A 13,227-nucleotide genomic window follows, 5' to 3' on the forward strand; every position below is an offset into this window, starting at 1 on the left:
GATGCAGACACTCGCGCACTACGCGGTATCGGGGGGCAATTCGCGTGGCCGTGCGGTGAGCGAGGCAGCGCCTTCGGCGCGCAGCGAATTCCAGCGCGACCGAGACCGCATCATTCACTCCACGGCCTTCCGCAGGCTGGAGTACAAGACGCAGGTTTTCGTGAATCACGAGGGCGACCTGTTCCGTACGCGCCTTACGCACAGCATCGAGGTGGCGCAGATCGCGCGCTCGCTGGCGCGTGCCCTGCAGCTCAACGAAGACCTGGTAGAAGCCGTAGCCCTGGCGCACGACCTCGGCCATACGCCCTTCGGCCACGCGGGGCAGGATGCGCTCAATGAATGCATGCGCGAGTCCGGCGGGTTCGAGCACAACCTGCAGTCGCTGCGCACCGTCGACTTGCTGGAGGAGCACTACGCCGGTTTCGATGGCCTCAACCTCACCTTCGAGACCCGCGAAGGCATCCTCAAGCATTGTTCGCTGCCGAACGCGCGTCTACTGGGTGAGCTTGGCCAGCGCTTTCTCGACAAGACGCAGCCGTCCCTGGAAGCGCAGCTCACCAATCTGGCCGACGAGATTGCCTACAACAATCACGACGTGGATGACGGTCTGCGTGCCGGCCTCATCACGCTGGACCAGTTGCGTGGCATCGACTGCTTTGCGCGTCACAGCTCGGAGGTCGAGGCCTTGCATCCCGGCCTCAACGAGCGCCGCCTGATCCACGAGACGGTACGGCGCATGATCAACGCGCTGGCCATCGATCTCATCGAGACCACCCGTGCAAACATCGCTGCCCATGCGGTCGAGACGCTGGAGGATGTGCGCCGTGCGCCGCCACTGGTGGCCTTCTCCGACGCGATGCGCCAGGAGCAGCGCCAGCTCAAGCAGTTTCTGCGCGAAAACCTCTACTGGCACTACCGCGTGTTGCGCGAGATGGCCAAGGCCAAGCGCATCATCAGCGAACTGTTCGGCGTCTTCATGGATGATGCGCGCCTGCTGCCGCCGCAGTACCAGAGCCGCGCGCGCGAGGACAAACCGCGCGCCATCGCGGACTACATCGCGGGCATGACCGACCGCTACGCGATGAAGGAACACCAGCGCCTGTTCGCTATCGGCGCCAGCTGAGGCCGTCGTGGCGCGCCTGCCCCGCCTGTTCGTGCCCGGCATGCCGCAGTTGTTGCTGCAGCGGGGCAACGACCGCCTGCGGCTGTTCGACGACGAAGCCGACCACGAGCGCTACCTTTCCGATCTGCGCGAAGCCGCGCGCGAAAGCTCGGTATCCCTCCACGCGTATGTGCTGATGCCGGACCACGTGCATCTGCTGGTGACGGCCGCGGACGAAGGCGGCAGCGGCGCGATGATGCAGCGTCTCGGCCGCCGCTACGTGCGCTACTTCAACGATCGCCATCGGCGCAGCGGAACCCTGTGGGAAGGGCGTTACCGGTCTACCGTCGTCGAGCCCACCGCCTGGCTGCTGGCCTGCTACCGCTACCTGGAGCTGAACCCCGTGCGTGCCGGGCTGGTGTCCGACCCGGTGCACTACGGCTGGTCCAGTTGTGGTCATCACCTCGGCGTCGGGCAGGATCCGCTGATTGCCGACCACCCTTTGTACTGGTCGCTGGGCAATACGCCCTTCGAACGGCAGGCGACTTATCGCCGCATGCTGGATGCGGGTTCTCCCCGCCAGGAACTCGAGGCGATCCGCTACGCTGCGCACCGTGGCTGGATGCTGGGCGAGCCCCCCGCCTCGCGCTCTGGCACGCCACCCCCGAACCGGCGAAGTCAGCCCTTGCCCAAGGGCAGGCCGCGACGGACGGAAGACGTCGGCAACGGCAGCTAGCGACAACGCAAAACCCGCCTCCAGGCATTCCCAGCCGAAGGCGCAACGGGTGGCATTCGGGCACAGCCTCGGCAAATCAGGACCCTACGCATCAAACTGCACCAATTTAACTCTGTCCCCATATTTTGCTGCATTGAAACGGTGCGCCATAAGTAATTTACTCTGACCCCGTTTTATTGTGCTTGTAGCGGGTTTTCCACGGGCCTATAGTTCAAGCCCTGATGGTGGCGTGGTTATTGGGTCACAGGCTCGTCCTGATCTGACCCGTCTCGACGGGCCGTTCGGAACCCTCGCTTCGCCGCCCTGCGTTCCGTTCGTGTCCCCTGCCGCGCCAGAGTTTGGCCCTTATCCGGCCTCAACGGAGCCGCCGACATGCAAGAGCGCGACATGCAAGATCGAATCGAACGCCAGGGACCTGTAGCCCAGGGCCTCTACGACCCCGCCAACGAACACGATGCCTGCGGCGTCGGCTTCGTCGCCCACATCAAGGGCAAGAAGAGCCACGACATCGTTCAGGGCGGCCTGAAGATCCTGGAGAACATCGACCACCGTGGCGCCGTGGGTGCCGACCCGCTGATGGGTGACGGTGCCGGCATCCTGATCCAGATCCCTGACCAGTTCTACCGCGAAGAACTCGCCAAGCAAGGCGTCAAGCTGCCGCCGCAGGGCGAGTATGGCGTCGGCATGATCTTCCTGCCGAAGGAGCACGCCTCCCGCCTGGCCTGCGAACAGGAGCTGGAGCGTGCCGTGCGCGCCGAAGGCCAGGTCGTACTGGGCTGGCGCGATGTGCCGGTCGACGCGGACATGCCGATGTCGCCGCGCGTGCGCGCCAAGGAGCCGGTGATCCGCCAGATATTCATCGGTCGCGGCCCGGACGTGATGGTTACCGAGGCGCTGGAGCGCAAGCTGTATGTCATCCGCAAGATGGCCAGCCACGCCATCCAGCAACTCAAGCTGAAGCACGGCAAGGAGTACTACGTGCCGTCGATGTCGGCGCGCACCGTCATCTACAAGGGCCTGCTGCTCGCCAACCAGGTGGGTGTGTACTACAAGGACCTCGCCGACGCCCGCTGCGTGTCCGCGCTCGCCCTGGTGCACCAGCGCTTCTCGACCAACACCTTCCCCGAATGGCCGCTGGCCCACCCGTACCGCATGGTCGCCCACAACGGCGAAATCAACACGGTGAAGGGCAACTACAACTGGCTGCGCGCCCGCGAAGGCGTCATGAAGTCCGCCGTGCTGGGTGAGGATCTCAAGAAGCTGTTCCCCATCGCCTACGCCGGCCAGTCCGACACGGCCACCTTCGACAACTGCATCGAGTTGCTGGTGATGGCCGGCTACCCGTTGTCGCAGGCCGCGATGATGATGATCCCGGAGGCCTGGGAGCAGCACGAGCTGATGGACGAGAACCGTCGCGCGTTCTACGAGTACCACGCCGCGATGATGGAGCCGTGGGACGGCCCCGCCGCCATCGCCTTCACCGACGGTCGCCAGATCGGCGCCACGCTGGACCGCAACGGCCTGCGTCCGGCGCGCTACCTGGTGACCGATGACGACATCGTCATCATGGCCTCCGAGTCCGGCGTGCTGCCGGTGCCGGAGAGCAAGATCGTCAAGAAGTGGCGCCTGCAGCCGGGCAAGATGTTCCTCATCGACATGGAAGCCGGCCGCATCATCGACGACAAGGAAGTGAAGGACGCGCTCGCCAACGCCAAGCCCTACCGCGAGTGGATCAGCCGCATCCAGGTGAAGCTGGACGAGGTGGACGGTCCCGAGCCGCAGGTGGCGCTCAAGGCGCCGCTGCTCGACCTGCAGCAGGCCTTCGGCTACACGCAGGAAGACACCAAGTTCCTGATGGCCCCGATGGCCACCGGTGCAGAAGAGGCTATCGGCTCCATGGGCAACGACTCGCCGCTGGCGGTCATGTCCAACAAGAACAAGTCGCTGTACAACTACTTCAAGCAGTTGTTTGCGCAGGTGACCAACCCGCCGATCGATCCGATCCGCGAAGCGCTGGTGATGTCTACCGTGTCCTTCATCGGCCCCAAGCCGAACCTGCTGGACCTGAACAACATCAACCCGCCGATGCGCCTCGAAGTGTCCCAGCCGGTGCTGGACTTCAAGGACATGGCGAAGATCCGCCACATCGATTCGTACACCGACAACAAGTTCAAGTCCTTCGAACTGGACATCTGCTACCCGGTCGCCTGGGGCAAGGACGGCGTCGAGGCACGCATCGCCGCGCTGTGCGCGCAGGCCGAGGACGCCGTGCGCTCCGGCTACAACATCCTCATCGTGTCGGACCGCCAGATCAGTGCCGACAACGTCGCCATCCCGGCGCTGCTGGCCACCTCGGCGGTGCACCAGCACCTGGTGAGCAAGGGCCTGCGTACCTCCACCGGCCTGGTGGTGGAAACCGGTTCGGCGCGCGAAGTGCACCACTTCGCCCTGCTCGCCGGCTACGGCGCCGAGGCAGTGCACCCCTACCTCGCCATGGAGACGCTGCGTGATCTCGCCAAGGGCATGCCGGCCGACCTCGGCGCAGACAAGGCGATCAAGAACTTCATCAAGGCGGTGAACAAGGGCCTGAACAAGGTCATGTCCAAGATGGGCATCTCGACCTACATGTCCTACTGCGGCGCGCAGATCTTCGAAGCCATCGGCCTCAACCGCGACCTCATCGACAAGTACTTCGCCGGCACGCCGTCCAACGTGCAGGGCATCGGCATCTTCGAGGTGGCCGAGGAAGCCCTGCGCCTGCACGCCGACGCCTTCGGTGCCGACCCGGTGCTGTCCAACGCGCTGGATGCCGGTGGCGAGTATGCCTTCCGCATCCGCGGCGAAGAGCACATGTGGACGCCGGATGCGATCGCCAAGCTTCAGCACTCGACGCGCGCCGGTTCGTTCCAGACCTACAAGGAGTACGCCCAGATCATCAACGATCAGAGCGTGCGCCACATGACGCTGCGCGGCCTGTTCGAATTCAAGTTCGACCCGGCCGCCGCCGTGCCGCTGGACGAAGTGGAATCCGCCAAGGAGATCGTCAAACGCTTCGCCACCGGTGCCATGTCGCTGGGCTCGATCTCGACAGAGGCGCACGCCACGCTGGCCATCGCCATGAACCGTATCGGCGGCAAGTCGAACACCGGTGAAGGCGGCGAGGACCCAGCGCGCTACAAGAACGAGATGAAGGGCATCTTCATCAAGAAGGGCGAGACCCTGGCCGGCATCATCGGCAAGGACCGCATCGAGCGCGACGTGGTGCTGCAGGAAGGTGACTCCCTGCGTTCGAAGATCAAGCAGGTGGCATCCGGCCGCTTCGGTGTGACCACCGAGTACCTGACCTCCGCCGACCAGATCCAGATCAAGATGGCGCAGGGTGCCAAGCCCGGCGAAGGCGGCCAGCTGCCCGGCGGCAAGGTGTCCGAGTACATCGGCGCGCTGCGCTTCTCGGTGCCAGGTGTGGGCTTGATCTCGCCGCCGCCGCACCACGACATCTACTCGATCGAGGATCTGGCGCAGCTGATCCATGACCTGAAGAACGTCAATCCGAAGGCCGACATTTCGGTGAAGCTGGTGTCCGAAGTGGGCGTCGGCACCGTGGCCGCGGGCGTCGCCAAGTGCAAGGCCGATCACGTGGTGATCGCCGGTCACGACGGTGGTACCGGCGCTTCGCCGCTGTCCTCCATCAAGCACGCCGGTTCGCCGTGGGAGCTGGGTCTCGCCGAGACGCAGCAGACCCTGATGATCAACGGTCTGCGCGACCGCATCGTGGTGCAGGCCGACGGCCAGATGAAGACCGGCCGTGACGTCGTCATCGCCGCGCTGCTGGGCGCCGACGAGATGGGCTTCGCCACCGCGCCGCTGGTGGTCGAAGGTTGCATCATGATGCGCAAGTGCCACCTCAACACCTGCCCGGTGGGCGTGGCCACGCAGGACCCGGTGCTGCGCCAGCGCTTCCAGGGCCAGCCGGAACACGTGGTGAACTTCTTCTTCTTCATCGCCGAGGAAGTGCGCGAGATCATGGCGCAACTGGGCGTGCGCAAGTTCGAGGACCTCATCGGTCGCGCCGAACTGCTGGACAAGAAGAAGGCCGTCGCCCACTGGAAGGCGCAAGGCCTGGACTTCAGCAAGATCTTCTACGTGCCGCAGGTCGACTCGCCGATGCGCGTCACCGCTACGCAGGATCACGGCCTCGACAAGGCGCTGGATCACCAGCTGATCGCCAAGTCGAAGTCGGCGCTGGAAAAGGGCGAGCGCGTCTCTTTCATCCAGCCGGTGAAGAACATCAACCGCACCGTCGGCGCCATGCTGTCGGGCGAGGTCGCCAAGAAGTACGGCTTCGCCGGCCTGCCCGACGACACCATCCACGTGCAGCTCACCGGCACCGCCGGCCAGAGCTTCGGCGCCTTCCTGGCGCACGGCATCACGCTGGACCTGGTGGGCGAGGGCAACGACTACGTCGGCAAGGGCCTGTCCGGTGGCCGCATCATCGTGCGCTGCCCGAACGACTTCCGCGGCTTCGGCCCGGAGCACATCATCGCCGGCAACACCGTGCTGTTCGGTGCCATCGCCGGTGAGGCCTACCTCAACGGCGTGGGCGGCGAGCGCTTCTGCGTGCGCAACTCCGGCGCCACTGCGGTGGTGGAAGGCACGGGCGACCACGGTTGCGAGTACATGACCGGTGGCACCGTCATCGTGCTGGGTGACACCGGCCGCAACTTCGCCGCCGGCATGTCGGGTGGCGTGGCCTTCGTGTATGACCCGGACGGCCTGTTCGCGAAGAAGTGCAACACCTCGATGGTGGATCTGGAGCCGGTGCTCACGACCGCCGAGCAGACCGAGAAGGTCGATCGCGACATCTGGCATGCGGTGAGCCGTGGCGGCAAGGGTGAAACCGATGAAGCGGTGCTCAAGCGCTTCATCGAGAACCACTTCCGCTACACCGGCAGCCTGCGCGCCAAGGCGCTGCTGGAGAAGTGGGACGTGTCCCGCCGCGCCTTCGTGAAGGTCATGCCGAAGGAATACCGCCGTGCGCTGAAGGAACTGGCCGTCGCTGCACGCGCCAAGTCCGAAACCGCCACCGCCTGATTGCCGTCGCGAACGAAACTGATTGAGGAAAGATTGAAATGGGAAAGGTAACCGGCTTTCTTGAGTTCGAACGCCAGGACGAGCAGTACGAAGAACCGACGGCACGCAAGAAGCACTACAAGGAGTTCGTGCTGACGCTGACCGACGAGGCGGCGAAGCTGCAGGGCGCACGCTGCATGGACTGCGGCATCCCGTTCTGCAACAACGGCTGCCCGGTGAACAACATCATTCCGGACTGGAACGATCTCGTTTACAAGCAGAACTGGCAGGAGGCGATTGCCGTCCTGCACTCCACCAACAACTTCCCGGAGTTCACCGGCCGCATCTGCCCGGCACCCTGCGAGGCCGCCTGCACGCTGGGCATCAACGCCGAGCCGGTGGGCATCAAGTCGATCGAGCACGCCATCATCGACAAGGCCTGGGCCAATGGCTGGGTGCTGCCGCAGGCACCTGCCAAGAAGACCGGCAAGAAGATCGCCGTCGTCGGTTCCGGCCCCGCCGGCATGGCTGCTGCCCAGCAACTGGCGCGCGTCGGCCATGACGTGACGGTGTTCGAGAAGCGCGACCGCATCGGCGGCCTGCTGCGTTACGGCATCCCCGACTTCAAGATGGAGAAGTCGCACATCGATCGCCGCGTGCAGCAGATGGAAGCCGAAGGCATCACCTTCAAGACCAGCACCTACATCGGTGATGCGGACCTGCCCAAGGGCGTCGGCAACGATGCCAAGAGCAAGATCAGCCCCAAGCAGCTGATGAAGGACTTCGACGCCGTGCTGATCACCGGCGGCAGCGAAGTGCCGCGCGACCTGCCGATTCCCGGCCGCGAACTGGAAGGCGTGCACTTCGCGATGGAGTTCCTGCCGCAGCAGAACAAGGTGAACGCGGGTGATAAGGTGCCGGACCAGATCAAGGCCACCGGCAAGCACGTCATCGTCATCGGCGGTGGCGACACCGGCTCCGACTGCGTGGGCACGTCCAACCGCCACGGTGCGACCAGCGTCACCCAGTTCGAACTGATGCCGCAGCCGCCGGAGAAGGAAAACAAGTCGCTGGTGTGGCCGTACTGGCCGACCAAGCTGCGCACATCCTCGTCGCACGAGGAAGGCTGCGACCGCGACTGGTCGATCACCACCAAGGAATTCCGCGGCGAGAACGGCAAGGTCAAGTCGCTGGTGACCGCCCGCGTCGAGTGGAAGCGCGACGAGAAGACCGGCCAGATGAAGATGAGCGAAGTGCCCGGCTCCGAGAAGGAGCTGCCGGCCGACCTCGTGTTCTTCGCGATGGGCTTCACCAACCCGGTGGCCAGCCTGCTGGACGGCTTCGGCGTGGAGAAGGATGCGCGTGGCAACGCCAAGGCCACCACCGACGGCCCCGGTTGCTATGCCACCAACGTGCCGAAGGTGTTCGCCGCCGGTGACACGCGTCGTGGCCAGTCGCTGGTGGTGTGGGCGATCCGCGAGGGCCGTCAGGCCGCTCGTGAGGTCGACGCCTTCCTGATGGGATCCAGCGTCCTTCCCCGTTAAGTTGCACGCGGATCGCCCACCCAGGTGGGCGAGTGTGGGGCACGCGGGCCGACCGGCCCGCTTGGGCGAGGGCCGTCAGGCCGCTCGTGAGGTCGACGCCTTCTTGATGGGATCGAGCGTCCTTCCCTGTTAAGTCGCACGCGGATCGCCCACCCAGGTGGGCGAGTGTGGGGCACGCGGGCCGACCGGCCCGCTTGGGCGAAGGCCGTCAGGCTGCGCGCGAGGTCGATGCTTTCCTGATGGGCAGCAGCGTCCTGCCGCGTTGATGCGCAGCTGAGGCACTGCGATGTTGCATGGAGGGGCGCCGCAAGGCGCCTTTTCATTTCTGCGCGCGCCCTGAGTAGCGAGAGCGGTTGCGGAGCATTCACCGTTGACCGGAGGACGGCGCGGAAGACTGCGCAGCCTTTGCGGTTGCAGCGACCAAGGCTGGCAGGTCGCGCGCTTCGTCCCCACTGAGCGCCAGCAGTGGCAATGCGTCCGCCGCGATGCCCAGTGCCGTCGTCTCGGCACGAAGGCTCGCCATGTCGGTGCTGGCGTCATGCAGCAGCACCGTGCGTGGCAGCGCGGCGTACTCCGCCAGCGCCGCCAGTTCGAACACGCAGCCGCGGTTCTGCGGGCCGAAGCCGCGCAGGTCCATCAGCACCACCGCGCTGGTGGCGACCAGCCGTTGCAGCGTGTAGCGCCAGGTGTCATCGAAGCAGAAGAACTCCTCCGCGCGGAAGCGTACGTCCGCGTCGCGGCGTGGCGGGGCGTCGCCCAGGCGGCGGTCCACGACGTCCGGCCCGGTCACGAAACTGTCCGCAAGACGGCCGCGCAGGAAGGCCATCAGTTCGTCAGGCTCGACGCTCTCGGTGGCGAGGTCGTAGCCGGCGATCATGCGGATCGGCCCCACATGGCGCCAGTGCCGGCTCAGGGCGTGGAACAGCGCGGGAGCGTTCCCCTTGCGGGCGAACACGCGCAGCAGCAGCAATGCGTGCGCCGGGCCGGTGTCGTCGTGCAGCAGCAGCGCATTCACCAGTCGCGACAGCAGCAGCCAGACCGGGAAGGCGAGCAGTCCCAGCACGAACCAGCCGCCGCCGGCGAACAGCAGGTTCACGCTGTAGCTCAGCGTGAACACCAGCCACAATGCCGCCAGCATCAGGCCCTGGTCGCCGATGCGGCGTGCCGCGTAGCCCCGCGCGATGGCATGCAGCAGCCACACGCCGACGGCTGCCGCCAGTGCGGCACCCGTCAGGGCCATGACGGCGAGCCCGCCCAGCGCACCCAGGCCCAGTGTGAACAGCAGGCCGCCGATAGCGTGCAACCAGGCTTCGTTGACGGCGAGGACGGCGAGCAGCGCGACCGCACCACTCACCGTCAGCAGGCACACCAGCAGCACCGGTGGCCCCACGCTGCGCACGCGGCGGGTCAGGAAGGCGGCGAGGTAGAGCGTGGGCAGCAGGTTCACGATCAGCCACAGGCGCAGCGCGTCGACCAGTGCGGGCAGCAGTGGCTGCGTGCTCAGCAGGACACCCAGGACGAGGTACAACGCGCTGCCGCCGGCCAGCACCCGCACGCGCTGGCGCCGTGTGATGCCGGCCACCAGCAGCACCGCGAGGATGCCCGGCCACAGGTGCGTGATGCCCAGCATCAGCAGGCGCGAGGGGCTGACCGCGATGGCGTCGGCACGCAGGTACAGCCAGGCGAACCAGAGCGCCAGCACGCAGGCGACGATGGCCTGTGCGGCGGCGGCGCGCCAGGGGCGCTGCATCATCGCCGGGAGCAGTGGCGGGGCAGAAGGCGCTGCCGCGGGGGAGCTGCCTGCGCCTGCGGGCGCTGCGGCAGGGCTGGCTGGCTGCAGTGGTGCCGTGCTGCGCATCGCCGCCTCGACCGCGCGTACGTAGCGCCACAGCAGCAGGCGCGCCAGCGGGTAGGCCAGCACGGCGGCGAAAACCAGGGTGAAGACGATCTGGCCCGGCAGGGTCTGGGTTTCGCTCATGCCATGCCCTTGTGTGGGGGAATGGTGGCTACTGTAGTGCGGCGGCTGTCACAAGGGGTGGTGCGTGCCCACGGGGACGGGCGTTGCAGCCAGGCGCGGTGGTCGCACTAGCGCCAGGCGGCGTGGAAGTGATGCACCGGGCCGTGGCCACTGCCGACCTGCAACTGGTCGGCGTTGCGCAAGGCGCCCTGCAGGTAGTCGCGTGCGCTGCGCACGGCGGACTCCACCGGCAGCACGTCGCCGGCCCGCTGCGGCAGCAGGGCGGCGATGGCGGCCGACAGCGTGCAGCCGGTGCCGTGGGTGTTCTTCGTGTCGATGCGCGGGCCGGCCAGCTCGATCATGCGGTCGCCGTCGAACAGCAGGTCGATGACCTCGCTGCCCGGCAGGTGGCCGCCCTTCAGCAGCACCCAGTGGCCGTCGCGCGTCGGCATCAGCGCGCGCAGGCGTTCGGCGACGCGGAACATCTCGCGCAGGGTCTCGGGCGGGCGCTCGTTCAGCAGCACGCCGGCCTCGGGCAGGTTGGGGGTGATCAGCAGGGCGCGCGGGATCAGCGCTTCCTTCAGCATCGCCACCGCGCTCTTCGCCAGCAGGTGGTCGCCGCTCTTGGCGACCATCACCGGGTCCAGCACGATGTTCTGCGCGCCGAAGTGGATCAGCCGGTCGGCCACCGTGGCCACCACCTCGGCGCTGGCCAGCATGCCGATCTTGGTGGCGTCGATGCGCACGTCGGCGAACAGCGTGTCGATCTGCAGGCGTAGGAAGTCCAGCGGCGGGGTGTGCACGCCGGTGACGGCCTGGGTGTTCTGCGCGGTGAGCGCGGCCACCACGCCGCAGCCGTAGGCGCCCAGCGCGGAAAAGGCCTTGAGGTCGGCGTAGATGCCGGCGCCGCCGCTGGGGTCGATGCCGGCGATGCTCAGGACGTTGGGGATGCTACGGGCCGTGCTCATGCCGCCGGGCCTCCGCTGGCGACGGCGGGACGCAACTGCCGCCACATGCGGGTGCCGGCCCAGCCCGCGGCATAGCCGAGCAGGCCGGCCACCGGCGCCAGTACCAGTACGCCGATGATCAGTTCGATGCCGACGTCGCCGAGGCGGGACAGCAGCCCCTGGGCGACCTCGCTGGTTTCCTCGGCGAGTTGTTCGGCCTCCGCCACCACCTTGCCGGGCAGCCAGGACGTGATGGCCTGGCCGAGCCGCCACGCGCCGTAATACACGGGGGCGGTGGTGAAGGGATTGGTCACGAAGGTGCCGCCGGCCGCGGCCAGCAGGTTGCCGCGCAGGAAGACCGCGCCCACCACGGCGAACAGGGTCTGCGCGAACGGGATGAGGATGCCGAAGAAGAAGCCCACGCCGAGGCCGGTGCCGATGGCGTGCGGCGTGGCGCGCCACAGGTTGCGGTCGAGCAGGCGGCGGGCATGGGGCCGCAGGGGGCGGGAACGCAGCAGGCGCAGCGGGGAAATCCTGAACATGGATGTGGGCAAACCTGTGGGCAAGCCTGTGGGAAAGGCGGAAGCAGACCCGGATGATGCCAGTCCGCGCCGCTCTGCGGGGCGACGGTGTCCGCACCGCGCCGGAACCCCGCCGGGCGGCTGGACGTTGCGTTTATCGATAATCGCAATTCCGGCAATTGACGCACTGCAACAATCGGGTGTAAAGGTTAACCCCGATGCGGACGGCACGGTTGTGCGACGGTCCGCGGTCAGGAGCAGCAGCATGGGTGCATCGGATGGAAGGCTGCCGGCGGTCGTGCCGGCAGGCGGGCGCAGTGACCTGAAGATCGCCTTCGCGCTGGGCGGGCTGGGGGGCGGCAACGCCTTCGGCGCCGGTTTCCTGTCGGCGGCCCAGCAGTTGCGCATACGGCCGGCGGCCATTTCCTGCACCTCCGGCATGATCGTGTGGACCGCCCACTATCTCGACGGGCTGGACCTGCGCCACAAGCTGCGCGACCACCTCGCCGAGATGCCCAAGGCGCCCGAGCATGCCCCCTTCGGCAACCAGTGGATGCTCGCCAAGGGCCTGCCCGGCGTGTTTCGCCCCGCGATGCAGGAGTACTGGGAGCGCTGGTCCTTCCTGTCGCCGTTCTCCGAGCCCAAGCAATGGGCCGACCGCCTGCTGCCGGCGCAGACCCATGTGCCGACCCGCGAGCCGGCCTACTTCGAGCAGATCGCGGCGACGCTGGCCGAAACCGACATTGCGGTGATGTTCAACGCCTTCTGCCCACCCACCGGCCAGGAAGTGCTGTTCATCAACGAGGCGGCGCGCGAGCAACTGGGCGTGGGCTGGCAGACCCAGACGCCGACCCGGCTGTACATGCCGATCTCCGCCGAGGGCGTCGAGGCCGCGCTGCACCTGTACAGCTACGGCTACGAGCGCACCTACTTCGACCTCAACCTGATCGACGGCGCCTACCACCGCCAGTTCATCCTCAACGAACTGTGCGACCTGCGCGTGCCGCACAAGCCGGACGTGATGTGGATCGTGCGGCCGCAGAACTCGCGCTGGATCGGCGAGATGCCGGCCAACTACTTCGAGCAGCGCGACATGGAGACCGAGATCGGCATGAACAGCTCGTACAGCATGCAGCTGTCACGCATCGAGCTGATCAACCGCATGGTGCGCAGTGGCCACCTGTCGCCGGACAGCGGCTACCGGCACATCCAGGTGGAGCTGCTGCAGTTTGTCGGCAAGCGGGACTACTTCGATTACTTCATCGAGACCGAGCACGTCTTCAACACGGCCTACCACCGCGCGCTGGATGCGCTGGCCACACGGCTGGGCTGGACCGCCTGAGCCCGGTC

General features: G+C 66.7%; 8 protein-coding genes. 5 read left to right on the top strand and 3 right to left on the bottom strand.

Annotated elements, in window-relative coordinates; genetic code table 11:
- Window position 1: 1 nt before the first annotated feature.
- The 4 genes from VVD47_RS14720 (at window position 2) to VVD47_RS14735 (ending at window position 8,452) form a co-directional block, all read left to right on the top strand.
- Window positions 2-1,123: a deoxyguanosinetriphosphate triphosphohydrolase gene (locus VVD47_RS14720; RefSeq protein WP_327604241.1), complete on the top strand. Its 1,122-nt coding sequence runs from the start codon at window positions 2-4 to the stop codon at window positions 1,121-1,123.
- 7 nt (window positions 1,124-1,130) lie between these two features.
- A complete protein-coding gene (locus tag VVD47_RS14725; protein WP_327604242.1) occupies window positions 1,131-1,838 on the top strand; it encodes a transposase in 708 nt (235 codons plus the stop codon).
- A 387-nt stretch (window positions 1,839-2,225) separates the two neighbouring features.
- Window positions 2,226-6,929, top strand: a complete 4,704-nt coding sequence (locus tag VVD47_RS14730; RefSeq protein WP_327604243.1) for a glutamate synthase-related protein — start codon at window positions 2,226-2,228, stop codon at window positions 6,927-6,929.
- A 38-nt stretch (window positions 6,930-6,967) separates the two neighbouring features.
- Complete coding sequence (locus VVD47_RS14735; RefSeq protein ID WP_327604244.1) at window positions 6,968-8,452, top strand: glutamate synthase subunit beta; 1,485 nt, start codon at window positions 6,968-6,970, stop codon at window positions 8,450-8,452.
- A gap of 364 nt (window positions 8,453-8,816) precedes the next feature.
- Here VVD47_RS14735 and VVD47_RS14740 read toward each other — a convergent pair whose 3' ends face one another.
- The 3 genes from VVD47_RS14740 to VVD47_RS14750 form a co-directional block, all read right to left on the bottom strand.
- A complete protein-coding gene (locus tag VVD47_RS14740) occupies window positions 8,817-10,430 on the bottom strand; it encodes a hypothetical protein (RefSeq protein WP_327604245.1) in 1,614 nt (537 codons plus the stop codon).
- A 107-nt stretch (window positions 10,431-10,537) separates the two neighbouring features.
- Window positions 10,538-11,377 (bottom strand): bifunctional hydroxymethylpyrimidine kinase/phosphomethylpyrimidine kinase, encoded by an 840-nt coding sequence (thiD, locus tag VVD47_RS14745; protein ID WP_327604246.1) that lies wholly within the window; start codon window positions 11,375-11,377, stop codon window positions 10,538-10,540.
- Complete coding sequence (locus VVD47_RS14750; RefSeq protein ID WP_327604247.1) at window positions 11,374-11,898, bottom strand: DUF2062 domain-containing protein; 525 nt, start codon at window positions 11,896-11,898, stop codon at window positions 11,374-11,376. Before VVD47_RS14750 ends, thiD begins: the two co-directional genes overlap by 4 nt.
- 244 nt (window positions 11,899-12,142) lie before the next feature.
- Between VVD47_RS14750 and VVD47_RS14755 the strand changes: the two genes are divergently transcribed.
- Window positions 12,143-13,219 carry a hypothetical protein gene (locus tag VVD47_RS14755; protein WP_327604248.1) on the top strand — a complete coding sequence of 359 codons (1,077 nt, stop codon included), beginning with the start codon at window positions 12,143-12,145 and terminating at the stop codon, window positions 13,217-13,219.
- Window positions 13,220-13,227: the final 8 nt, after the last annotated feature.

The sequence above is a fragment of the Uliginosibacterium sp. H1 genome (assembly GCF_036017065.1).
Lineage (GTDB): Bacteria > Pseudomonadota > Gammaproteobacteria > Burkholderiales > Rhodocyclaceae > Uliginosibacterium.